We start from the raw sequence: 23,732 nt of genomic DNA, 5'->3' as shown, positions 1-23,732 counted from the left end.
CAAGGAACAGGTTGATTATGTACGAAGCTCTTTTGGTTGTTTTCCTTATTGTAGCGATTGGCCTTGTTGGTCTGGTTATGCTGCAGCAAGGTAAAGGCGCTGATATGGGAGCCTCCTTCGGTGCAGGCGCTTCCGGCACACTGTTTGGGTCCAGCGGTTCTGGCAACTTCATGACCCGTATGACCGGCATCCTGGCTGCGCTGTTCTTCATCATCAGTCTGGCGCTGGGTAATATCAACAGCAACAAGACCAGTAAAGGAAGTGAGTGGGATAACCTGAGTGCACCGAAAACGGAGCAAACTCAGCCAACTGCGCCGGCTCAGCCGACCAGCGACATCCCGCACTAAGTATTCTGTACCGAGGTGGTGGAATTGGTAGACACGCTACCTTGAGGTGGTAGTGCCCTAACGGGCTTGTGGGTTCGAGTCCCATCCTCGGTACCAATATTCCAGAAAAAAGACGCTGAAAAGCGTCTTTTTTTGTTTTTGTCCCCTCCGACCATTTAATTATAAACATCTCTTTGCTGGTTCCCTTCTTTTACTGTCGTTAAAGTCGCCTCGTCAAATTAACAGAGGTGAAGTGACATAATGACCAAGATCGGGTTGCTTATCGTCGCCGGTGTGCTCGGTTTAGCAGGGTGCAGTTCAACATCACCCTCCCAAACGGTGGAGACGATTAATGCGCTAACGGTACCGGTATCGCACAGTGAGCCTGGGGCTAAAGCGAATAATGCCCAGGCGGTGACGCGCTATTTCCAGGACAATACGGCGCTGATTGGTCGCCTTAACCATTCGTTGAAAAATCATTATTTGCAGGATGTGGAGCGCCGCGATGTGTTTGACAGACATAGTGAGGCGTACCAGGTGTATGGCGCCCTGACCCGTCTGGAGCAGATGGCGTCCATGAATGATGTTTACCGTAAAGAGAATAATGTTGCCGGTCTGCAGGAGATCAACCGCGTGCTGAAAAGCGTGCCGTTGGCCAGCTGAGAGAAGACAGGGACTGCCGGACAGCAATCCCTGTGTAAGGATTAAAAGCGGAAGTTAACCCCGGCATAGGCCCCGTCGGCAAGGGTGTTGTCACGATTGCCATCTTTCCCCGCCATATCGATATAACGATAGCCTGCTTCGATATTCAGAGACGGGAGTACGTTAATACGTAATCCGGCATTGGCCTCCACATAATCATCGACGCCGCTGGACATTGAGTCCGGCGAGTAATACCCCTCACCGAAGAGCGTGAAGTACTGGCCGAGGGGCAGCTCTGCGCCGCCGCCAGCGGCGATGGCATAGCCTTCATCACCATCTTTGGGATTCAGATAGACGCCTTTACCGCCCAGCGTCATCAGAAAAGGTCCAAGGTTAAAGTTGTAGCCCATTCCCAGCCCTACGCTGTCCCCGTCATTGTCGCTGTGAGCCCACTGGGTATTGAACGTCATACCCGGTTCCCCGGCGCCAAAGCTGGCGGACAGATTGGTGAACTCGGCACCGGCTTCACCATGCAGGTTAACGGATGCGCAGACGGCGCTGCTGGCCCCCAGGGCGATCATCACGGCAAACAATTTTGGAGCAATCGACTTCATTGTTGAATTCCTTCAGATAAAAAAAAGCCCGATACGGGCGTTCGGGCAAAATTAACGGGTTCTTGGATCTCATCGTTATGGTCGCTGCAGACGGCAGGCGAGGGGGTCAACTCCCGCTACCGCTGCTCACGCCTGGCCGATTTCCGGGGCATATCCTGAGCCGGTGCAGGCCCGGCGGTTAACGCCGTGAGTGGTTGCCTGCTGGTCGAGCCCAGGGACATGTTGTCCGCCGGTAAATTCAGGTGCTCAGCATAAAATTTTTCTTTTTTTACCGTTAGCGTTTATTAATTTAAATTTAAACATTTTCAACATTGAGGCGAGTAACAACAAATAAAGGTGACTGACGCGGTCAAAATTTTTCAGGAAGTGAGGTGATGCTTTGCAAATAACCGCCGCGGGCGAAAGCAATATAACCGCCTTTCTTTAATGCTGACAAGACATTGAGAATACTGCTGCGCGACAGGTGGGTCCTGTCCTGAATATATTCAAGAATAGACACGCGCAGTCGGGTCTCTGCGGTTAATAGCATCATTTCCAGCAGATGGTTACGGATCACTGAATAGGTTCGCTGTTGCAGGACCAGATCGTCACGATATACCAGGTAAGAAGTATGATAGGCCAGCAGGCTGGTCACCTCCTCCCACAGGTTATGCTGACGAAAGAGCGCGGAAGCCAGGTCATAGTCGATGCGTAGCAGTTCGGAAGAGACTTCCGCTCGCAGGCTATGGCTGCGGCTGGGCTGTAGCATTTCCGCCACGCCGAAAAGGTGGGGCTCATAGACGGTCACCATCAATAGCTTGTCGGAATTCCGAATAATCGATAGCTCGCCTTTTTTAAAAATAAAGAGCTGGGTTTTGCCTTTATATTCCCAGGTGAGTCTTTTTCTGGCGATCGCGTTAACGGGCGTCGCGTTTGGCTCAAGCACATCGATCAGTCGGTCAATGGCCTTTTGCGGCCTGATCGGCGGTTTAATATTCATGATGTTTATCACCAGATATGAATTAATCAATTGAGGCTATTATAGTCAACAATTTTGCTGACCGGGCGATAAGGAAAAAATGCCTCTTTTCAATTTTTCTGGCGCTGACAGGGAACAAAAAATAAAAAGCCGGCGGAGGGCCGCCGGCGGGGAGCAAACATCGTCAGGCGATTATTTGCCTTTGTTTTCCAGATTCTCAACCTGCGGTAAACCGGTTGCCGAGGAGGCGCTCAGCAGGCCTGACTGGGCATAGCCGAACAGCTTCTCGCGGGTATCGGTAATATCCAGATTACGCATGGTCAGCTGACCGATACGGTCTTCGGCGGTAAACATGGAATCGCCTTTTTCCATGGTCAGACGCTCTGCTTTATAGGTCAGGTTGTCTGAAACGGTATTGAGGATCGAGTAGTCGTTACCGCGACGCAGCTCAAGGGTAACTTCGCCGGTGATCTGGCTCGCGACCCAGCGCTGCAGAGAATCACGCAGCATCAGCGCCTGGGAATCGAACCAGCGTCCCTGATACAGCAGGCGGCCCAGCTGACGACCGTGGGCGTGGTATTGCTCGATTGTGTCTTCGTTATGGATACCGGTCAGCAGACGCTCGTAGGCGATATGCAGCAGCGCCATCCCGGGGGCTTCATAAATACCGCGGCTTTTCGCTTCGATAATGCGGTTTTCAATCTGATCGCTCATCCCCAGACCGTGGCGGCCGCCGATGCGGTTGGCTTCCAGCATCATCTCGACGTCATCGGCGAAGGTTTTACCATTCAGCGCCACCGGATGGCCTTGCTCAAAGCGTACGGTTACCTCTTCCGCTGGGATCTTCACGTTTTCGTCCCAGAACTTCACGCCCATAATCGGGTTGACGATTTTCACGCTGGAATTGAGGAATTCGAGGTCTTTCGCTTCGTGCGTCGCGCCGAGCATGTTGGAGTCGGTGGAATAGGCTTTTTCAACCGACATCTTGTAGTCAAAGCCGCAGGCGATCATAAATTCGGACATTTCGTGACGGCCGCCGAGCTCATCGATGAAATCACTGTCCAGCCACGGCTTGTAAATCTGCAGTTCAGCATTGGTCAGCAGGCCGTAACGATAGAAACGTTCGATATCGTTGCCTTTATAGGTGCTGCCATCGCCCCAGATGTTGACGCCATCTTCTTTCATTGCCGCCACCAGCATGGTGCCGGTGACCGCGCGGCCCAGCGGCGTGGTGTTGAAGTAGGTCAACCCACCGGTGGTGTTATGGAAAGCGCCACACTGAATCGCCGCGATCCCTTCTGCGACCAGCTGTTTGCGGCAGTCGATCAGACGGGCACCTTCAGCGCCATACTCTTTCGCGCGGCGCGGAATAGCATCGTAGTCGTCTTCGTCCGGTTGACCCAGGTTAGCGGTATATGCATAAGGCACGGCGCCTTTTTTGCGCATCCATAACAGCGCGGCGCTGGTATCCAGTCCACCAGAGAAAGCGATACCAATACGTTGACCAACCGGGAGATGCTTGAGAATCGTCGTCATAAAATAAAACCCTGCTCGATAGACTGTGGTGAGTTCGACTCAACAACCTTAACTGCATTTTTATGCATTAATTGTGAGTATTCATTTAACCATCTTTTACTGGCGACAGGAAGGGCTTCATCATCTTTTTGCTAAAAAAGCCTGAAATACCAGCACAAACGGCAATCGGGGGCGATAAAAAGCATGTTGACAAAATATACTAATTGCCGATAGAATTCACCCCGATTTTATGTCCCGTCTTCGGTACCAAATCCCAGCAGTATTTGCGTCTTTTGCTCAATAAGAGTAAAATATGCCACGTTTCAGGCGCGGGGTGGAGCAGCCTGGTAGCTCGTCGGGCTCATAACCCGAAGGTCGTCGGTTCAAATCCGGCCCCCGCAACCACTTTCCCATTAAGTACTTTTTCAAATATACTGTGAGGACTAAGTGTCCTTCGTAGCCGAATTTGAAAGAATTCTTGCGGAAGGTGTTCCAGATCGCCATGGCGATCTCAGGGTTCAGTTATCTAAAGCCCCGATTTATCGGGGTTTTTTGTTATCTGACTTCAGAATAACTGGGCTATACGCCCTTTTTTTATGTCTTGGGGGTGGGTTTGTCCACATTAGAGCAAAAATTGACAGAGATGCTCACAGCGCCGGTTGAAGCGCTTGGCTTTGAGCTGGTCGGCATCGAATTTATTCGCGGTCGCACATCCACACTGCGCATCTATATTGATAGTGAAGATGGCATCAACGTTGATGATTGTGCTGATGTGAGCCACCAGGTAAGCGCCGTCATGGATGTTGAAGACCCGATCACTGTCGCTTACAACCTGGAAGTCTCTTCGCCTGGTCTCGACCGTCCGATGTTCACCGCCGAACACTACCAACGTTTCACTGGCGAAGAAGTTGCGCTGGTGCTGCGCATGGCGGTTCAGAACCGTCGCAAATGGCAGGGCATTATCAAAGCGGTAGACGGTGAAATGATCACGGTAACCGTCGAAGGCAAAGATGAAGTGTTCGCGCTGAGTAACATCCAGAAGGCGAACCTGGTTCCCCACTTTTAACAGTCTGGATTGAGGTGAAAGGCCCCGATGAACAAAGAAATTTTGGCTGTTGTTGAAGCCGTTTCCAACGAAAAAGCGCTGCCGCGCGAGAAAATTTTCGAAGCGCTGGAAAGCGCGCTGGCAACGGCCACCAAGAAAAAATACGAACAAGAGATCGACGTTCGCGTAGAAATCGACCGTAAGAGCGGCGATTTCGACACCTTCCGTCGCTGGCTGGTTGTTGAAGAGGTGACTCAGCCGACGCGCGAGATCACGCTGGAAGCAGCGCGTTACGAAGATGAAAGCATGAACGTCGGCGACTATGTCGAAGATCAGATTGAATCTGTTACCTTCGACCGTATCACCACGCAGACCGCTAAACAGGTTATCGTGCAGAAAGTCCGCGAAGCCGAGCGCGCGATGGTGGTCGATCAGTTCCGCGAGCACGAAGGTGAGATCATCACCGGCGTGGTGAAAAAAGTGAACCGCGACAACATCACCCTGGATCTGGGCAACAACGCTGAAGCCGTGATCCTGCGTGAAGATATGCTGCCGCGTGAAAACTTCCGTCCGGGCGACCGCATCCGCGGCGTACTGTACGCTGTCCGTCCGGAAGCGCGTGGCGCCCAGCTGTTCGTGACCCGTTCCAAACCTGAGATGCTGATCGAATTGTTCCGCATTGAAGTGCCGGAAATCGGTGAAGAAGTGCTGGAGATTAAAGCGGCGGCTCGCGATCCGGGCTCTCGTGCCAAAATCGCGGTGAAAACCAACGACAAGCGCATCGACCCGGTTGGCGCTTGCGTCGGTATGCGCGGTGCGCGCGTGCAGGCCGTCTCTACTGAGCTGGGCGGCGAACGCATCGATATCGTCCTGTGGGATGATAACCCGGCGCAGTTCGTGATCAACGCCATGGCGCCGGCAGACGTCGCGTCTATCGTGGTGGATGAAGATAAACACACCATGGATATCGCGGTAGAAGCGGGCAACCTGGCGCAGGCGATTGGCCGTAACGGTCAGAACGTTCGTCTGGCTTCGCAGCTCAGCGGCTGGGAACTCAACGTGATGACCGTTGACGACCTGCAGGCTAAGCACCAGGCGGAAGCGCATGCCGCTATCGATACCTTCACCAAATATCTCGATATTGATGAAGATTTCGCGACAGTGCTGGTTGAAGAAGGCTTCTCCTCGCTGGAAGAGCTGGCCTATGTGCCGATGAAAGAACTGCTGGAAATCGACGGTCTGGATGAAGCCACCGTTGAAGCACTTCGTGAGCGTGCGAAAAACGCACTGACTACGCTGGCGCTGGCTCAGGAAGAAAGCCTGGGAGATAACAAACCTGCCGATGATTTGTTGAATCTGGAAGGTCTGGATCGTGCCCTGGCATTCAAACTGGCTGCCCGTGGTGTTTGTACGCTGGAAGATCTCGCCGAGCAGGGCGTTGATGACCTGGCTGATATCGAAGGGATGACCGACGAGAAAGCTGGCGAGCTCATCATGGCCGCTCGCAACATTTGTTGGTTCGGCGACGAAGCGTAATAAACTGTAGCAGGAAGGAACAGCATGACAGATGTGACTATTAAAGCGCTGGCCTCAGAGATTCAGATCTCTGTGGATCGCCTGATACAGCAATTTGCTGACGCAGGCATCCGCAAATCGGCTGATGATTCTGTGACCGCGCAAGAGAAACAAACTTTGTTGACGCACCTGAACCGTGAACACGGCTCGGCGCCCGACAAGCTGACGTTGCAGCGTAAAACCCGCAGCACGTTGAATATTCCAGGTACCGGTGGAAAGAGTAAATCGGTACAAATCGAAGTCCGCAAGAAACGCACCTTTGTGAAACGCGATCCGCAAGAGGCTGAACGTCTGGCCGCGGAAGAGCAGGCGCAGCGTGAAGCGGAAGAGCAGGCCCGTCGTGAAGCTGAAGAAGCAGCGAAACGCGAGGCGCAATTAAAAGCTGAACGTGAGGCCGCAGAACAAGCTAAACGTGAAGTCGCTGATAAAGCGAAACGTGAAGCTGCGGAAAAAGACAAAGTGAGCAATCAACATACCGACGAAATGACCAAAACCGCCCAGGCTGAAAAGATCCGCCGTGAGAACGAAGCCGCGGAACTGAAGCGCAAATCGGAAGAAGAAGCACGCCGCAAACTTGAAGAAGAAGCGCGCCGTGTAGCGGAAGAAGCACGCCGTATGGCAGAAGAAAACGAAAAAAATTGGTCTGAAACCTCAGACAGCCCGGAAGATAGCAGCGACTATCACGTCACTACGTCACAGCATGCTCGTCAGGCTGAAGATGATAACGATCGTGAAGTTGAAGGCGGTCGCGGCCGTAGCCGTAGCAGCAAAGCGGCGCGTCCGGCGAAGAAAGGCAACAAACACGCTGAATCTAAAGCTGATCGTGAAGAAGCCCGTGCGGCCGTTCGCGGTGGTAAAGGCGGTAAGCACCGTAAAGGTTCCGCTCTGCAGCAGGGCTTCCAGAAGCCGGCGCAGGCCGTTAACCGTGACGTTATCATCGGCGAAACCATCACCGTTGGTGAACTGGCTAACAAGATGGCGGTGAAAGGTTCTCAGGTCATCAAAGCGATGATGAAACTGGGCGCCATGGCGACCATTAACCAGGTCATCGACCAGGAAACCGCGCAGCTGGTTGCCGAAGAGATGGGCCACAAAGTTATCCTGCGTCGTGAAAACGAACTGGAAGAAGCGGTAATGAGCGACCGTGACACCGGCGCTGCGGCTGAACCGCGCGCACCGGTCGTGACCATCATGGGTCACGTTGACCACGGTAAAACCTCGCTGCTGGACTATATTCGTTCTACTAAGGTTGCCTCCGGCGAAGCGGGTGGTATTACCCAGCACATCGGTGCTTACCACGTAGAAACCGACAACGGCATGATCACCTTCCTGGACACCCCGGGCCACGCCGCGTTTACCTCCATGCGTGCTCGTGGTGCGCAGGCGACGGATATCGTGGTTCTGGTGGTGGCGGCAGACGACGGCGTGATGCCGCAGACCATCGAAGCTATCCAGCACGCTAAAGCGGCGCAGGTACCGGTGGTGGTTGCGGTGAACAAAATCGATAAGCCAGAAGCTGATCCGGATCGCGTGAAGAATGAACTGTCCCAGTACGGCATCCTGCCGGAAGAGTGGGGCGGCGAGAGCCAGTTCGTCCACGTTTCCGCGAAAGCCGGTACCGGCATCGACGACCTGCTGGACGCGATTCTGCTGCAGGCTGAAGTTCTTGAACTGAAAGCTGTACGTAACGGTATGGCGAGCGGCGCGGTCATCGAGTCCTTCCTCGATAAAGGTCGTGGCCCGGTGGCTACCGTTCTGGTTCGCGAAGGTACTCTGCATAAGGGCGATATTGTCCTGTGTGGCTTTGAATATGGCCGCGTGCGTGCGATGCGTGACGAACTGGGTCGCGAAGTGCTGGAAGCGGGTCCGTCCATTCCGGTGGAAATCCTCGGTCTGTCCGGTGTGCCGGCTGCGGGTGATGAAGTGACTGTGGTTCGTGACGAGAAAAAAGCGCGTGAAGTGGCACTGTATCGTCAGGGCAAATTCCGTGAAGTTAAGCTCGCGCGTCAGCAGAAATCTAAGCTGGAAAACATGTTCGCTAACATGACCGAAGGCGAAGTTCACGAAGTGAACATCGTGCTGAAAGCGGACGTACAGGGTTCTGTCGAAGCGATTTCCGATTCCTTACTGAAACTGTCTACCGACGAAGTGAAAGTGAAGATCATCGGTTCCGGCGTAGGTGGTATCACCGAAACCGACGCGACCCTGGCAGCAGCATCCAACGCGATTCTGGTTGGCTTCAACGTTCGTGCCGATGCCTCTGCGCGTAAAGTTATCGAAGCGGAAAGCCTGGATCTGCGTTATTACTCCGTCATCTATAACCTGATCGACGAAGTGAAAGCGGCGATGAGCGGCATGCTGTCTCCGGAACTGAAACAGCAGATCATCGGTCTGGCTGAAGTGCGTGATGTGTTCAAATCGCCGAAATTCGGCGCCATCGCGGGCTGTATGGTTACCGAAGGGACGATCAAACGTCACAACCCAATCCGCGTCCTGCGTGACAACGTGGTTATCTATGAAGGCGAGCTGGAATCCCTGCGCCGCTTCAAAGATGACGTTAACGAAGTCCGTAACGGCATGGAATGTGGTATCGGTGTGAAGAACTACAACGACGTTCGCGTTGGCGATATGATCGAAGTGTTCGAAATCATCGAAATCCAGCGTAGCATCGATTAATCATTTGATGGCTAAGCAGCCGGGGAAGCGAAGCGCCACCCGGCAATCATTTTAAAAAGGGGCTTTTGGCCCCTTTTTTGTCTTTATTCTGGAGAACTTATTATGGCGAAAGAATTTGGTCGCCCGCAGCGTGTGGCCCAGGAGATGCAAAAAGAGATTGCCATCATCCTGCAACGTGAAATCAAAGATCCGCGTCTGGGTATGATGACCACCGTTTCCGGTGTGGAAATGTCCCGTGACCTGGCCTATGCCAAGGTGTATGTCACCTTCCTCAACGACAAAGATGAAGCCGCGGTGAAAGCGGGCATCAAAGCGCTGCAGGAAGCTTCTGGTTTTATCCGCTCCCTGCTGGGTAAAGCGATGCGTCTGCGTATCGTGCCGGAACTGACTTTCTTCTACGACAACTCGCTGGTGGAAGGGATGCGTATGTCCAACCTGGTCACCAGCGTGGTGAAACACGACGATGAACGTCGTGTGAACCCGGACGACAGCAAGGAGGACTGATGAGTCGTCCTCGTCGTCGCGGCCGCGACGTGCACGGCGTATTGTTGCTGGACAAGCCTCAGGGCGCTTCCAGTAACGATGTGCTGCAGAAAGTAAAGCGTATTTATAACGCCAACCGCGCTGGCCACACCGGCGCGCTGGATCCGCTGGCGACCGGTATGCTGCCAGTGTGTCTTGGCGAAGCGACCAAGTTTTCCCAGTATCTGCTGGACTCCGATAAGCGTTATCGCGTGATCGCCAAACTGGGCCAGCGCACGGATACCTCCGATGCCGACGGTCAGGTGGTGGAAGAGCGTCCGCTAACCTTTAGCGACGAGCAGCTGGCGGCGGCGCTGGATAGTTTCCGCGGCGAGACGCAGCAGGTACCGTCGATGTACTCGGCGCTGAAGTATCAGGGCAAGAAGCTGTACGAGTATGCTCGTCAGGGCATTGAGGTCCCGCGTGAAGCCCGGCCGATTACGGTCTATGAGCTGCTGTTTATTCGCCATAAAGGCGATGAACTGGAGCTGGAGATCCACTGCTCGAAAGGCACCTACATCCGGACGATTATCGATGATTTAGGTGAAAAGCTCGGCTGCGGCGCGCACGTGATTTTCCTGCGTCGCCTGGCGGTGAGCAAATACCCGGTTGAGCGGATGGTGACCCTCGAGCAGCTGCAGGCGCTGGTCGATCAGGCGGCAGCGCAGGATATTCCTGCCGCGCAGCTGCTTGATCCGCTGCTGATGCCGATGGACAGCCCGGCGTCGGACTATCCGCTGGTGGCGATTCCGGAGACCTCCGCGGTTTACTTTAAAAACGGTAACCCGGTTCGTCAGTCAGGCGCGCCGCTTAACGGGCTGGTGCGGGCGATGGAAAACGAATCCGGCAAGTTTCTCGGCATGGGCGAAATTGACGATGAAGGCCGCGTGGCGCCGCGTCGTCTGGTGGTGGAATACCCGGCGTAAGCGCTTTTCTTGCGATAAAAGCCTGCTACGAGTAGAATATCGCCGCTTAACGTCCGCTAAAGTGTTTTAACATTTTCGGGCGTTGCATCAGGGGTCGCTGAATTAGAGATCGGCACCCTTTCTTTCTTTTAATTTTTGGAGTTCTAAAATGTCTCTAAGCGTTGAAGCTAAAGCAAAAATCGTTTCTGAGTTTGGTCGTGGCGAAAACGACAGCGGTTCTACCGAAGTTCAGGTTGCACTGCTGACTGCACAGATCAACCACCTGCAGGGCCACTTTGCAGAGCACAAAAAAGATCACCACAGCCGTCGTGGTCTGCTGCGCATGGTTTCTCAGCGTCGTAAACTGCTCGACTACCTGAAACGTAAAGATGTTGCACGTTACGCTGCGCTGATCGAGCGTCTGGGTCTGCGTCGCTAATTCTGCGAGTTTCAGAAAAAGGGGCCTGACGGCCCCTTTTTTCGACCGGGCGGCAGCAATTCATTCAAAACTCATGTATTGTTGCTAGTAATGATCTTCATGCAGAGGTTCGCGCGGCTAATGAGAGGCTTCATCCGCAGGGGCGGGTAAAGGTTGTCATTAGTCGCGAGGATGCAGAGGATCGGGTCAATAGACGCTATGTCTTTGATATGGCGTGATTTATAGATAAAAAGGATAGAATTTTGCTTAATCCGATCGTTCGTAAATTCCAGTACGGCCAGCATACCGTAACCCTGGAAACCGGCATGATGGCGCGCCAGGCAACGGCCGCTGTGATGGTTAGCATGGATGACACCGCGGTATTCGTGACCGTTGTGGGTCAGAAAAAAGCGAAGCCAGGCCAGGACTTTTTCCCGCTGACTGTTAACTACCAGGAGCGTACTTACGCTGCCGGTAAAATCCCGGGTGGTTTCTTCCGTCGTGAAGGCCGTCCAAGCGAAGGCGAAACCCTGATCGCGCGTCTGATTGACCGCCCGGTTCGCCCGCTGTTCCCGGAAGGCTTCGTTAACGAAGTTCAGGTTATCGCCACCGTCGTTTCCGTTAACCCGCAGGTTAACCCGGATATCGTCGCGATGATCGGCGCTTCCGCTGCGCTGTCCCTGTCTGGTATTCCGTTCAATGGCCCAATCGGCGCCGCGCGCGTGGGTTACATCAACGACCAGTACGTACTGAACCCAACCCAGGAAGAACTGAAGTCCAGCAAACTGGATCTGGTGGTTGCCGGTACTGAAGCGGCCGTGCTGATGGTTGAATCCGAGGCTGAACTGCTGAGCGAAGACCAGATGCTGGGCGCGGTGGTCTTCGGCCACGAGCAGCAGCAGATTGTTATTCAGAACATCAACGACCTGGTGAAAGAAGCCGGTAAACCGCGTTGGGACTGGCAGCCAGAAGCCGTCAACGAAGCGCTGAACGCGCGCGTGGCTGCGCTGGCTGAATCCCGCCTGAGCGATGCTTACCGTATCACCGACAAACAAGAGCGTTACGCTCAGGTTGACGTGATCAAATCTGAAACCATCGCCACGCTGGTAGCAGAAGATGAAACCCTGGACGCTAACGAGCTGGGTGAAATCCTGCACGCCATCGAGAAAAACGTGGTTCGTAGCCGCGTACTGGCAGGCGAGCCGCGTATCGATGGCCGCGAAAAAGACATGATCCGTGGTCTGGACGTTCGTACCGGCGTACTGCCGCGTACTCACGGTTCCGCACTGTTCACCCGTGGCGAAACGCAGGCGCTGGTTACCGCGACTCTGGGTACCGCACGCGACGCGCAGAACATCGACGAACTGATGGGCGAGCGCACCGACTCCTTCCTGTTCCACTACAACTTCCCTCCGTACTCCGTAGGCGAAACTGGCATGGTGGGTTCTCCGAAGCGTCGTGAAATCGGTCACGGTCGTCTGGCTAAGCGCGGCGTATTGGCCGTGATGCCGACTATCGACGAATTCCCGTACACCGTTCGCGTGGTGTCTGAAATCACCGAATCCAACGGTTCTTCTTCCATGGCCTCCGTCTGTGGCGCCTCTCTGGCGCTGATGGATGCGGGTGTGCCGGTGAAAGCCGCCGTTGCGGGTATCGCAATGGGTCTGGTGAAAGAAGGCGACAACTTCGTCGTTCTGTCTGACATCCTGGGTGACGAAGACCACCTTGGCGATATGGACTTCAAAGTTGCGGGTTCCCGCGACGGTATCTCTGCGCTGCAGATGGATATCAAAATTGAAGGTATCACCAAAGAAATCATGCAGGTTGCTCTGAACCAGGCTAAAGGTGCGCGTCTGCACATCCTGGGCGTGATGGAGCAGGCGATTAACGCGCCGCGCGGCGATATCTCTGAATTCGCACCGCGTATCCACACCATCAAGATCAACCCGGACAAGATCAAAGACGTTATCGGTAAAGGCGGTTCTGTTATCCGTGCCCTGACCGAAGAAACCGGCACCACCATCGAAATCGAAGATGACGGTACCGTGAAGATCGCAGCGACCGACGGCGATAAAGCACAGCATGCTATCCGTCGTATCGAAGAGATCACCGCTGAGATCGAAGTTGGCCGCATCTACAATGGTAAAGTGACCCGTATCGTTGACTTTGGCGCGTTCGTTGCCATCGGCGGCGGTAAAGAAGGTCTGGTTCACATCTCGCAGATCGCTGATAAGCGCGTTGAGAAAGTGACTGACTACCTGCAGATGGGTCAGGAAGTGCCGGTTAAGGTTCTGGAAGTTGACCGCCAGGGCCGTGTTCGTCTGAGCATCAAAGAAGCAACTGAACAGACTCCGTCTGCCGCAGCGCCGGAAGCTCCGGTCGCCGAGCAGGGCGAGTAAGGTTGCCGTTAGCCCTCCGCTTTTGCGGAGGGCGTTTTACGGGCAGGACGCCTCGTTTGCAGCCGGGGAACAGGACGTTCATCCAATCGTTGTCTTCGGGAGTGGGAAATGAAGCCTTTTTTGCGCTGGTGTTTCGTGGCGACAGCTCTCACGCTGGCAGGATGCAGTAGCACCGCCTGGCGTAAGGACGCCGTCCTCGCAGTACCATTGCAACCGACTTTACAGCAAGAAGTGATTCTGGCACGCATGGAACAAATTCTTGCCAGTCGGGCTTTATCCGATGACGAACGCGCACAGCTTTTATATGAGCGCGGAGTGTTGTATGATAGTCTCGGTCTGAGGGCATTAGCGCGAAATGATTTTTCACAAGCGCTGGCAATCCGACCCGATATGCCTGAAGTATTCAATTACTTAGGCATTTACTTAACGCAGGCAGGCAATTTTGATGCTGCCTATGAAGCGTTTGATTCTGTACTTGAGCTTGATCCAACTTACAACTACGCGCACTTGAACCGCGGTATCGCCCTGTATTACGGCGGCCGGGCTAAGTTAGCGCAAGATGATCTGCTGGCGTTTTATCAAGACGATCCCAATGATCCTTTCCGTAGCCTGTGGCTTTATATCGCCGAGCGTAAACTCGACGAGAAGCGGGCGCTTGAAGCACTCAGAGAGCGCTTAAACAAGTCGGACAAAGAGCAATGGGGATGGAACATTGTCGAGTTCTACCTTGGCGACATTAGCGAAAAAGAGCTGATGACTCGTCTGAAGGCAGACGCAACGGATAACACCTCGCTCGCTGAGCATCTCAGTGAAACCAACTTCTATTTAGGTAAGTACTACCTAAGTCTGGGGGACAAGGACAGCGCTACGGCACTGTTCAAACTGGCGGTCGCTAACAACGTACATAACTACGTTGAGCACCGATACGCATTGTTGGAATTATCGCTCTTGGGCCAGGAGCAAGATGACCTGGCAGAATCGGACCAGCAATAGCTGACGAACACATCAGCCCATAGTTTTTTGCTTGCCATCACCTTTGCGGGTGAGGGCGTTGTTGTTCGTTAATACACCTACTTTGAGCCGGTTCACACTTTTCAATGAAAATTACCGTAAATTTTCACGATGAGTTATGTAGACTGGCCGCCATTAATTTTGAGGCACACGTACTACATGGCTGAATTCGAAACCACTTTTGCAGATCTGGGCCTGAAGGCTCCCATCCTTGAAGCGCTTAACGATCTGGGTTACGAAAAACCATCTCCGATCCAGGCTGAGTGCATTCCGCATCTGCTGGACGGCCGCGATGTTCTGGGTATGGCCCAGACCGGTAGCGGTAAAACCGCAGCGTTCTCTTTACCGCTGCTGAACAATATTGATCCTGAGCTGAGAGCACCACAGATTCTGGTGCTGGCGCCGACCCGCGAACTGGCGGTACAGGTTGCTGAAGCAATGACGGAATTCTCTAAACATATGCGCGGCGTAAACGTGGTTGCCCTGTACGGCGGCCAGCGTTATGACGTGCAGCTGCGCGCTCTGCGTCAGGGTCCGCAGATCGTTGTCGGTACCCCAGGTCGTCTGCTGGACCACCTGAAGCGCGGCACGCTGGATCTCTCTAAACTGAGCGGTCTGGTACTGGACGAAGCCGATGAAATGCTGCGCATGGGCTTTATCGAAGACGTAGAAACCATTATGGCGCAGATCCCGGAAGGTCATCAGACCGCGCTGTTCTCTGCCACCATGCCGGAAGCGATTCGTCGCATTACCCGCCGCTTTATGAAAGAGCCGCAGGAAGTGCGCATTCAGTCCAGCGTCACCACGCGCCCGGACATCAGCCAGAGCTACTGGACGGCCTACGGCATGCGTAAAAACGAAGCGCTGGTGCGCTTCCTGGAAGCGGAAGACTTTGATGCGGCGATTATCTTCGTGCGTACCAAAAACGCGACCCTGGAAGTGGCTGAAGCGCTGGAGCGTAGCGGCTATAACAGCGCCGCGCTGAACGGCGATATGAACCAGGCGCTGCGTGAGCAGACGCTGGAGCGTCTGAAAGACGGTCGTCTGGACATTCTGATCGCTACCGACGTTGCGGCCCGTGGTCTGGACGTTGAGCGTATCAGCCTGGTTGTTAACTATGACATCCCGATGGATTCCGAGTCTTACGTTCACCGTATCGGCCGTACCGGTCGTGCGGGTCGTGCTGGCCGCGCCCTGCTGTTCGTTGAGAACCGCGAGCGTCGCCTGCTGCGTAACATCGAACGTACGATGAAACTGACGATCCCTGAAGTAGAACTGCCAAACGCAGAACTGCTGGGCAAACGTCGCCTGGAAAAATTCGCGGCTAAAGTTCAGCAGCAGCTGGAAAGCAGCGATCTGGACCAGTACCGTGCGCTGCTGGCGAAAATCCAGCCGACGGCGGAAGGCGAAGAGCTGGACGTGGAAACGCTGGCCGCCGCGCTGCTGAAAATGGCCCAGGGCGAACGTTCTCTGATCGTCCCGCCGGATGCGCCGATGCGTCCTAAGCGTGAGTTCCGCGATCGTGATGACCGTTTCGAGCGTCGTGGCGACCGTAATGACCGCGGCCCGCGTGGCGATCGTGAAGATCGTCCGAAGCGTGAGCGTCGTGATGTTGGCGAGATGGAACTGTACCGCATTGAAGTAGGCCGTGATGACGGCGTTGAAGTTCGTCATATCGTTGGCGCGATCGCTAACGAAGGCGATATCAGCAGCCGTTACATCGGTAACATCAAGCTGTTCGGTTCTCACTCCACCATCGAACTGCCGAAAGGTATGCCGGGCGAAGTACTGCAGCACTTTACTCGCACCCGCATCCTGAACAAACCGATGAACATGCAGCTGATGGGCGATGCGCAGCCGCGCACTGAACGTCGTGGCGGCGGTGAACGTCGTGAAGGCGGTCGTGGTTTCGGCGGTGAGCGTCGTGAAGGCGGCCGTAGCTTCGGTGGCGAACGTCGTGAAGGCGGTCGTGGTGATGGTCGTCGTTTCAGCGGCGAACGTCGTGAAGGCCGTGCGCCGCGTCGTGACGATGCAGCTGCGCCGCGCCGTGATGACTCCGCTGGTCGTCGTCGTTTCGGTGGCGATGCGTAATTAGCGCAACACGCTAGCGTAAAGTAAATAATACAGCCCCGATCGTCATGATTGGGGCTTTTTTTATTTCTTTTGTACTCGTGTACTGGTACAGTGCGTCGCACCCACTGTGGGAAAGTTTGTTTGACTGGAGATTTCGGTAAATGGCGACACTAACCACTACGACCACCCGGCCGTCCCTGTTTGGCGGCGTGGTGATTATCGGCGGCACGATTATTGGCGCGGGCATGTTCTCGCTGCCGGTGGTGATGTCCGGCGCGTGGTTCTTCTGGTCGCTGGCGGCGCTGGTTTTTACCTGGTTCTGCATGTTGCACTCCGGTCTGATGATCCTGGAAGCCAACCTCAACTACCGGATTGGCTCCAGTTTCGACACCATCACCAAAGACCTGCTCGGCAAGGGCTGGAACCTGGTGAACGGCGTGTCGATCGCCTTTGTGCTGTATATCCTGACCTACGCCTATATTTCGGCGAGCGGTTCGATCCTGCACCATACCTTCAGTGAAATGTCGCTGAACGTACCGGCGCGCGCGGCGGGCTTCGGCTTTGCGCTGCTGGTGGCATTTATTGTCTGGATGAGCACCAAAGCGGTGAGCCGCATGACGGCTATCGTGCTCGGCGCCAAGGTCATCACCTTCTTCCTGACCTTCGGCAGCCTGCTGGGACACGTCGAACCGACGACGCTGTTTAACGTCGCGGAGAAGAATGCCTCCTATGCGCCCTACCTGCTGATGACGCTGCCGTTCTGCCTGGCCTCGTTTGGCTATCACGGTAACGTGCCGAGCCTGATGAAATATTATGGTAAGGATCCGCGCACCATTACCCGCTGTCTGATTTACGGTACGCTGCTGGCGCTGGGTCTGTACGTGGTCTGGCTGCTGGTGACGATGGGCAATATCCCGCGTCCGCAGTTTATCGATATTGCGCAGAAGGGCGGTAACATTGATGTACTGGTGCAGGCCCTGAGCGGCGTACTGAATAACCGCGGCCTGGATCTGCTGCTGGTAGTGTTCTCCAACTTTGCCGTCGCCAGTTCGTTCCTCGGCGTGACGCTGGGTCTGTTCGACTATCTGGCGGATCTGTTTGGCTTTGACGATAGCGCGATGGGGCGCTTTAAAACCGCGCTGTTGACCTTTATCCCGCCGATGATTGGCGGGCTGGTGAAACCAGATGGTTTCCTTTACGCCATCGGCTATGCCGGCCTGGCGGCGACGGTATGGGCGGCCATTGTGCCGGCGCTGCTGGCCCGCGCTTCGCGTAAACGCTTCGGCAGCCCACAGTTCCGCGTGTGGGGCGGAAAAGCGATGATTGTGCTGATCCTGCTCTTTGGTCTCGGCAACGCGGTGGTGCACTTCCTGTCGAGCTTTAATCTGCTGCCGGTTTATCAGTAAGGTTAATGCCCGGTGGCATAACATCCACCGGGCTGACGTTTGTGTTACCCCAACAGCTCCTCTTTCACCTGCATCGCCAAATCAAACGAATGCAGGCGAGCCTGATGGTCGAAGATCTGGCCGTTGACCATGATTTCATCCGCCTCGGTTTCGCGCAGAATGGACTCTAAGCCGTGGCGGACTTTCGTTTTATCGCCGACCAGCGACATGCTTAACGCCTGCTGCACGCCATACTGCTCGGACGCTGACCACAGCTGATGCATATTTTCCACCGGCGGCGGCAGCTGTCCGGTTTCGCCGCGCCGCAGCTTAACGAACGCCTGCTGCATAGAGGTAAAGAGGAACTCCGCATCGCGGTTGCTGTCGGCGGCGATAATATTGATACACACCATCGCGTACGGTTTTTCCAGCCGCGCCGAAGGTTTGAAATTGCTGCGATACAGATGCAGCGCCTGGAACAGCATATCCGGCGCGAAATGCGAGGCGAAAGCAAACGGCAGGCCGAGCTGCGCCGCCAGCTGGGCGCTGTACAGGCTTGAGCCCAGCAGCCACACCGGAATTCGTTCGCCATAGCCGGGAACCGGACGCACGTGCGGGTTCGGATCGCGGGCGTCAAACCAGTCCACCAGTTCCGCCACGTCGCGCGGGAAGTTATCGACATCGCCGCTCATATGGCGGCGCAGGGCGCGCATGGTCGGCTGATCGCTGCCTGGCGCGCGGCCAAGGCCGAGATCGATACGCCCGGGATAAAGGGTATTCAGGGTGCCGAACTGCTCGGCGATCACCAGCGGTGAGTGGTTGGGCAGCATCACCCCGCCGGAACCGAGATGCAGAGTGGTGGTATTGGCGGCGAGATAGCCTATCAGCACTGAGGTCGCCGCGCTGGCAATGCCGACCATATTATGGTGCTCCGCCAGCCAGTAGCGGTGATAGCCGCGCGATTCGGCCAGCCTGGCGAGATCCAGAGAGTGGGTAAAGGCTTCTTTGGCAGAAGATCCTTGCGGGATCGGCGCCAGGTCGAGCACCGAGAACGGAACAGATTTGTCAGTCATAAAGGCTCACTTTGCTACAGCATCGTCATCAGATTGAAGGTCTTCTTCCAGCCTGGCGCATCCTGGACGCGCCAGCCAGAAAAGCTGCATCTTTAATAATGCATTAAAATCTGAGCACTGTTGTTAACAAAGTGAGCGGTTTATCAGGCTTGCAGCACCAGACCGGGCAGCCGTTTCCAGTAGCCGTTGCAATCACTATTGCTGGTAAGATCCAGTGGCGCAGCACCGTTTTCGTTGGCGCGGAAGGCCTCTAGCATAGCGAAGGTTTCGTTGCCCATCGGCGACAGGCGCACCATATCCACCAGGCCGTGCATCGAGGTTAACTCGTTGCCAAGGTTATAGACGTAGCCGCTCATCGTCTGGATACCGTTGAGCACGAACACCTGCTGGTTCTCCTGCGACAGCATGCTGCGTCCGGTCGGGTACTTGATGCAGCAGGTTTCGCATTCGTCCTTTGGCCGGTCTTCCGAGCGGGCGGTAAAGCAGCGCGCGGAATAGGCCAGCGGCAGATGGCCGTAGCTCAGCACTTCCACTTCAAACTGGTTGCGAATACCCAGCTCTTCGCACTGGGTCAGTAAATTTGCCAGCCAGGCGCGGGAAAGCTCTACCGGCATGCACCAACGCATCATGCCTTGTTTCAGCAGCAGGCGCAGAGTGACGGCGTTATAGCAGTTCAGCGCATGCCCGGCGACGAACGGCAGCTTGCGTTCGGCGCAGAGGTTCACCACGCCAAGGTCGCTGGCCTCAATCAGGAACTCGCCGTTAGCGACATAGCGCTTCAGTTCGCCCAGTTCGGAAGAGGCCTGCACCAGCGCGAGGGTAGACAGCACCACCTGTTTGCCGCTACCGGCCAGCGCTTTTGCCATCTCGATCCAGTCGCCAACTTTGGTGGCGCGGCGTTTGCTGCACACGGCTTCGCCGAGATAAATGGTGTCGGCGCTGCTGTTTGCCGCCTGCTGGTAAAAATCTTCCAGCGTCTCTTTTGGCCAGTAGTACAGCACCGGCCCTAATGAATATTTCATGTTTCTCACTGCCATTTACGGTGATAGGCGCCAAGGGTGGTTTGCGTCCCTTCGGACATCGAACCAAGGGTTTCCATCCAGGCGGATTGCGGCACAAAATTCTGCGGATCGGCTTTGCAGCGGTCGATCGCCTGGCGCCAGACTTTCGCCACCTGGGTGACGTACGCCGGGCTGCGCTGACGGCCTTCGATTTTCACCGAGGCGATATTGGCGGCCATCAATTCCGGCAACAGCTCCAGGGTGTTGAGGCTGGTGGGTTCTTCCAGCGCGTGATAGCGCTCGCCATCGACCAGATAGCGGCCTTTGCACAGCGTCGGATAGCCGGCGTTTTCGCCATCCTGATAGCGGTCGATCAGCACCTCATTAAGGCGAGATTCCAGCCCCTGCGGCGTTTGCTGCCAACGCACGAAGCGGGCAGGTGAACAGGCGCCGACGGTATTCGGCGATTCGCCGGTCAGGTAGGAAGAGAGATAGCAGCGGCCTTCCGCCATGATGCACAGGCTACCGAAGGCGAAGACTTCCAGCGGCACCGGCGTGGCGCGGGCCAACTGCTTCACCTGGTGAATAGATAACACTCGTGGTAGTACGACGCGTGCCACGTCAAAGTTGCGATGATAGAAGCGAATCGCCTCTTCATTGGTAGCGGAAGCCTGCACCGAAACGTGACGCTCAATGTGTGGATAACGCTCCGCGGCGTACTCCAGCATGGCGATATCGGCCAGGATCAGCGCATCGGCGCCCAGCTGGGCGGCCATGTCCACCGCGCGCTGCCAGCGGGCGTAGCCGTCGGGATGGGCGAAGGTGTTGATCGCAATATGTAGCTTACGACGGTGCTGATGCACAAAGCTGACGGCTTCCTGCAGTTTCTTTTCGGTGAAATTAAGGCCGGCAAAGTGGCGGGCGTTGGTGTCATCTTTCAGCCCGATATAGACGGCATCGGCGCCGTTTTCGATGGCCGCCTTAAGCGCCGGAAGGTTACCGGCTGGGCAGAGCAGCTCCATAATTTTTCCTGAAAAATGCGGCCCGTCAGGGACGCTGAATGGTTAACGAGCAGGGATTTTAGTTAACCTTCTGGTGACAATTTTTGATTTGAGGCAGTTAAAAGTGTATTGGTGGCGCCAATAACTGGCGGCCGTCATCGCGTTTTTGTTGATTTACGCCGCTATGTTGTTTATGTGATATGGCACAATAGCGGAACAATTGCATTCATGGAGTAAAGCTTGTGTTGGATAAACTGCGTTCCCGGCTGGTCCACTTTGGCCCGTCTTTACTGAGCGTGCCGGTTAAGCTGGCGCCTTTTGCCCTCAAGCGCCAGGTGCTGGAGCAGGTGCTAAGCTGGCAGTTCCGTCAGGCGCTGGCAGAGGGAGAACTGGCGTTTCTCGAGGGGCGCTGGTTAAGTATTCATGTGCGTGACATCGGTCTGCTGTGGTATACCTCGGTAGTCGATGGTCGCCTGGTGGTCAGCCAGCAGGCCGACGCCGACGTCAGCTTCAGCGCCGACGCCAGCGATCTGTTAATGATTGCCGCGCGCAAGCAGGATCCGGATACGCTATTCTTCCAGCGTCGTCTGGTGATTGAAGGCGATACGGAGCTGGGGCTGTACGTAAAAAATTTGATGGACGCCATTGAGCTCGAGCAGATGCCAAAAGCGCTGCGCGTGATGTTGCTGCAACTGGCGGATTTTGTCGAAGCTGGACTGAAGAGCCCGCAGAAACCTGAACAGACATCGGTAGGTGAGGCATGCTGATTCGAGTGGAGATTGGGATTGATGCACCGGGAATCGACGCGCTGCTGCGTCGTACCTTCGGCCGCGATGCCGAAGCGCAGCTGGTGCACGATCTGCGTGAAGATGGACTGATCACGCTGGGGGTGGTGGCAACGGATGATGAAGGCCAGGTGATCGGCTACGTTGCCTTCAGCCCGGTTGCAGTGGAAGGTGAAGAGCTGCAGTGGGTCGGTCTGGCGCCGTTGGCGGTGGATGAACACTATCGTGGACAGGGCATTGGCCGGCAACTGGTCTATGAAGGGCTGGATTCGCTGAATGAGTTCGGCTATGCCGCGGTGGTGACGCTGGGCGACCCGGATTTATACCGTCGCTTCGGCTTTGAGCCGGCCGCGCGCTTCGATCTCCGCTGCCGCTGGCCGGACAGCGCGGAGGCGTTCCAGGTTCACCGTCTGGCGGATGACGCTCTCGAAGGCGTCCACGGCCAGGTAGAATACAGCGACCATTTTAATCGCCTTTGAGCCTCGCCAGCAGGGTATCGAAGGCATCCTCTCCGGCAACGAGGCGCTCTTTTTCGCGCTTCGTTAGCTGCTTAACGCGGTATTCCAGTCGCAACGCAAGTGAGTGTTCACCAACCTCGTGGCTAAAGGCCAGCAGCAGGTCGCCTTTACCGCGCAACGCCTTCGCGCCTTTTCCCGCCTGATGCTGGCGAAAGCGGCGCGGCACATCGGTGGTGATGCCGGTATAAAGGCGATTGTCCGCGGTTCGAATGAGATACAGAAACCAGCACACGGTCACAAAGTCACTATGGTAAGGTGTGTGCACCATAGCATAATGGAGAAGAAAGATGGAAACCCTTGCTGCCATTGGTCGCTGGCTGAGTAAGCAGCACGTCGTCACCTGGTGCGTCTCCCGCGACGACGAGCTGTGGTGTGCGAATGCCTTTTACGTCTATGACCAGGATACCGTGGCCTTTTATCTGCTCAGCGATGAGCACACCCGCCACGGTCAGATGACCGGCGAACGGGCGAAAGTGGCCGGTACGGTTAATGGCCAGCCAAAAACCGTGGCCCTGATCCGCGGCGTGCAGTTCAAAGGCGAGATCCGTCGTCTGAGCGGTGACGAAGAGGCGCGGATGCGCCAGCGCTACGTCAAGCGCTTTCCAGTGGCCCGCATGCTGTCGGCGCCGGTATGGGAGATTCGTCCGGACGAAATCAAGTTTACCGATAACACGCTGGGCTTCGGGAAAAAGTTACACTGGCGGCGTGATGCCGGCGCCGAGCAGGCGTAGCGCTTCGCGATTGAAGGCCGGCAGATCGTCCGGCGTTCTGCTGGTGACCAGCTGTTCGTTATCGACCACCACCTCCTGGTCGTAAAACTCGCCCCCGGCGTTTTTCACATCCACCACGATAGGCTTCACCGCCGTGAGCTTACGCCCGCGGATCACATCGGCGCTGATCAGCAGCTGTGGGCCATGGCAGATGGCAAACACCGGCTTCCCGCCGTTGACGAAATCGCGGGTAAAGGTGACGAAGCGTTCATCCCCGCGCAGCTGATCAGGGGAATAGCCCCCGGGCAGCAGCAAGGCATCAAATTCGCCCGGTGTGACGTCATCAATGGCTCTGTCGATGGCCACCTCCGCTTCTCCCTGTTTACCCTTCACCGTCTTGCCAGCCTGCTTTTCGATCGTGACGACCTGATGCCCGGCGAGCTTGAACGCGTCGGCGGGAGAGGTAAATTCAGAATCTTCAAAGTCGTCGGTAATGAGCACGGCTATCTTTTTACTCATGCTTCCTCCGCTATCTGGATGGTCAATGAGGTAATTCCATGATGATGGTGGATACTTACCT

General features: G+C 55.5%; 24 protein-coding genes and 2 tRNA genes. 18 read left to right on the top strand and 8 right to left on the bottom strand.

All coding sequences use genetic code 11. The annotated features are described in order from the left end of the window. Positions 1–17 precede the first annotated feature (17 nt). The 3 genes from secG (at position 18) to A1WC_RS28100 (ending at position 989) form a co-directional block, all read left to right on the top strand. Positions 18–347 (top strand): preprotein translocase subunit SecG, encoded by a 330-nt coding sequence (secG, locus tag A1WC_RS03480; protein ID WP_002918369.1) that lies wholly within the window; start codon positions 18–20, stop codon positions 345–347. A 9-nt stretch (positions 348–356) separates the two neighbouring features. Beyond that, positions 357–443 (top strand) — tRNA-Leu (locus A1WC_RS03485). Positions 444–740: 297 nt separating this feature from the next. Next, positions 741–989, top strand: a complete 249-nt coding sequence (locus tag A1WC_RS28100) for a hypothetical protein (RefSeq protein ID WP_162493299.1) — start codon at positions 741–743, stop codon at positions 987–989. 41 nt (positions 990–1,030) lie between these two features. Here the strand turns inward: A1WC_RS28100 and A1WC_RS03495 are convergent, their stop codons facing one another. From A1WC_RS03495 to argG, 3 genes are all read right to left on the bottom strand, one after another. Continuing rightward, a complete protein-coding gene (locus A1WC_RS03495; RefSeq protein ID WP_008806633.1) occupies positions 1,031–1,582 on the bottom strand; it encodes a YfaZ family outer membrane protein in 552 nt (183 codons plus the stop codon). A gap of 349 nt (positions 1,583–1,931) precedes the next feature. Further along, positions 1,932–2,561, bottom strand: coding sequence for a winged helix-turn-helix transcriptional regulator (locus A1WC_RS03500; protein WP_016161875.1), 630 nt, complete (start codon positions 2,559–2,561; stop codon positions 1,932–1,934). Positions 2,562–2,732: 171 nt separating this feature from the next. Then, entirely contained in the window at positions 2,733–4,076 is a 1,344-nt protein-coding gene (gene argG / locus A1WC_RS03505) for an argininosuccinate synthase (protein WP_008806631.1), read from the bottom strand. A gap of 307 nt (positions 4,077–4,383) precedes the next feature. Here argG and A1WC_RS03510 point away from each other — a divergent pair. From A1WC_RS03510 to mtr, 12 genes are all read left to right on the top strand, one after another. After that, positions 4,384–4,460 (top strand) — tRNA-Met (locus tag A1WC_RS03510). A 208-nt stretch (positions 4,461–4,668) separates the two neighbouring features. Then, positions 4,669–5,121, top strand: a complete 453-nt coding sequence (rimP, locus tag A1WC_RS03515) for a ribosome maturation factor RimP (RefSeq protein WP_002918364.1) — start codon at positions 4,669–4,671, stop codon at positions 5,119–5,121. A 27-nt stretch (positions 5,122–5,148) separates the two neighbouring features. After that, positions 5,149–6,636: a transcription termination factor NusA gene (gene nusA, locus A1WC_RS03520; protein WP_008806630.1), complete on the top strand. Its 1,488-nt coding sequence runs from the start codon at positions 5,149–5,151 to the stop codon at positions 6,634–6,636. A 24-nt stretch (positions 6,637–6,660) separates the two neighbouring features. Then, on the top strand, positions 6,661–9,351 hold the full coding sequence (infB, locus tag A1WC_RS03525; protein ID WP_016161874.1) for a translation initiation factor IF-2: 2,691 nt from the start codon (positions 6,661–6,663) through the stop codon (positions 9,349–9,351). 102 nt (positions 9,352–9,453) lie between these two features. Beyond that, the gene (gene rbfA, locus A1WC_RS03530) at positions 9,454–9,855 is read left to right on the top strand and encodes a 30S ribosome-binding factor RbfA (protein ID WP_002918248.1); all 402 of its coding nucleotides are present in this window, start codon (positions 9,454–9,456) and stop codon (positions 9,853–9,855) included. Then, positions 9,855–10,799 carry a tRNA pseudouridine(55) synthase TruB gene (truB, locus tag A1WC_RS03535; protein ID WP_016161873.1) on the top strand — a complete coding sequence of 315 codons (945 nt, stop codon included), beginning with the start codon at positions 9,855–9,857 and terminating at the stop codon, positions 10,797–10,799. The genes rbfA and truB overlap by 1 nt, the downstream gene beginning before the upstream one ends. 148 nt (positions 10,800–10,947) lie before the next feature. Beyond that, entirely contained in the window at positions 10,948–11,217 is a 270-nt protein-coding gene (rpsO, locus tag A1WC_RS03540; protein WP_012540479.1) for a 30S ribosomal protein S15, read from the top strand. Between the two features lie 242 nt (positions 11,218–11,459). After that, the gene (pnp, locus tag A1WC_RS03545) at positions 11,460–13,595 is read left to right on the top strand and encodes a polyribonucleotide nucleotidyltransferase (RefSeq protein ID WP_008806626.1); all 2,136 of its coding nucleotides are present in this window, start codon (positions 11,460–11,462) and stop codon (positions 13,593–13,595) included. A 108-nt stretch (positions 13,596–13,703) separates the two neighbouring features. Next, positions 13,704–14,588: a lipoprotein NlpI gene (gene nlpI / locus A1WC_RS03550; RefSeq protein WP_002918241.1), complete on the top strand. Its 885-nt coding sequence runs from the start codon at positions 13,704–13,706 to the stop codon at positions 14,586–14,588. 104 nt (positions 14,589–14,692) lie between these two features. Beyond that, positions 14,693–14,773 carry a protein YrbN gene (gene yrbN, locus A1WC_RS27680; RefSeq protein ID WP_085903200.1) on the top strand — a complete coding sequence of 27 codons (81 nt, stop codon included), beginning with the start codon at positions 14,693–14,695 and terminating at the stop codon, positions 14,771–14,773. Then, on the top strand, positions 14,766–16,697 hold the full coding sequence (gene deaD, locus A1WC_RS03555; protein ID WP_012540481.1) for an ATP-dependent RNA helicase DeaD: 1,932 nt from the start codon (positions 14,766–14,768) through the stop codon (positions 16,695–16,697). The genes yrbN and deaD overlap by 8 nt, the downstream gene beginning before the upstream one ends. Before the next feature lie 143 nt (positions 16,698–16,840). Then, positions 16,841–18,085, top strand: a complete 1,245-nt coding sequence (mtr, locus tag A1WC_RS03560) for a tryptophan permease (protein ID WP_008806624.1) — start codon at positions 16,841–16,843, stop codon at positions 18,083–18,085. Between the two features lie 44 nt (positions 18,086–18,129). Here mtr and A1WC_RS03565 read toward each other — a convergent pair whose 3' ends face one another. The 3 genes from A1WC_RS03565 to ubiU form a co-directional block, all read right to left on the bottom strand. Further along, positions 18,130–19,137, bottom strand: a complete 1,008-nt coding sequence (locus A1WC_RS03565) for a luciferase-like monooxygenase (protein ID WP_002918234.1) — start codon at positions 19,135–19,137, stop codon at positions 18,130–18,132. A 143-nt stretch (positions 19,138–19,280) separates the two neighbouring features. Then, on the bottom strand, positions 19,281–20,159 hold the full coding sequence (locus A1WC_RS03570; RefSeq protein WP_016161872.1) for a U32 family peptidase: 879 nt from the start codon (positions 20,157–20,159) through the stop codon (positions 19,281–19,283). A 5-nt stretch (positions 20,160–20,164) separates the two neighbouring features. Then, on the bottom strand, positions 20,165–21,160 hold the full coding sequence (gene ubiU, locus A1WC_RS03575) for a ubiquinone anaerobic biosynthesis protein UbiU (protein WP_004206164.1): 996 nt from the start codon (positions 21,158–21,160) through the stop codon (positions 20,165–20,167). A 221-nt stretch (positions 21,161–21,381) separates the two neighbouring features. Here ubiU and ubiT point away from each other — a divergent pair, with 221 nt between their 5' ends. Then, positions 21,382–21,906 carry a ubiquinone anaerobic biosynthesis accessory factor UbiT gene (gene ubiT / locus A1WC_RS03580; protein WP_016161871.1) on the top strand — a complete coding sequence of 175 codons (525 nt, stop codon included), beginning with the start codon at positions 21,382–21,384 and terminating at the stop codon, positions 21,904–21,906. Beyond that, a complete protein-coding gene (locus A1WC_RS03585) occupies positions 21,900–22,403 on the top strand; it encodes a GNAT family N-acetyltransferase (protein WP_008806621.1) in 504 nt (167 codons plus the stop codon). Before ubiT ends, A1WC_RS03585 begins: the two co-directional genes overlap by 7 nt. Here the strand turns inward: A1WC_RS03585 and A1WC_RS03590 are convergent. Next, positions 22,390–22,680 (bottom strand): GIY-YIG nuclease family protein, encoded by a 291-nt coding sequence (locus A1WC_RS03590; protein ID WP_032691467.1) that lies wholly within the window; start codon positions 22,678–22,680, stop codon positions 22,390–22,392. The two genes, A1WC_RS03585 and A1WC_RS03590, sit on opposite strands and share 14 nt — an antisense overlap. 49 nt (positions 22,681–22,729) lie before the next feature. Between A1WC_RS03590 and A1WC_RS03595 the strand changes: the two genes are divergently transcribed. Next, positions 22,730–23,173, top strand: coding sequence for a YhbP family protein (locus A1WC_RS03595; protein ID WP_012540486.1), 444 nt, complete (start codon positions 22,730–22,732; stop codon positions 23,171–23,173). On the opposite strand, the gene A1WC_RS03600 is transcribed toward A1WC_RS03595, so the two are convergent. Next, a complete protein-coding gene (locus tag A1WC_RS03600; protein WP_008806618.1) occupies positions 23,135–23,671 on the bottom strand; it encodes a type 1 glutamine amidotransferase domain-containing protein in 537 nt (178 codons plus the stop codon). The two genes, A1WC_RS03595 and A1WC_RS03600, sit on opposite strands and share 39 nt — an antisense overlap. Positions 23,672–23,732: the final 61 nt, after the last annotated feature.

This window comes from Klebsiella sp. KTE92, assembly GCF_000398905.1.
GTDB lineage: Bacteria > Pseudomonadota > Gammaproteobacteria > Enterobacterales > Enterobacteriaceae > Klebsiella > Klebsiella variicola.
Note: the sequence above shows the minus strand (reverse complement) of the source record. Positions and strands in the feature narration are given on the sequence as shown.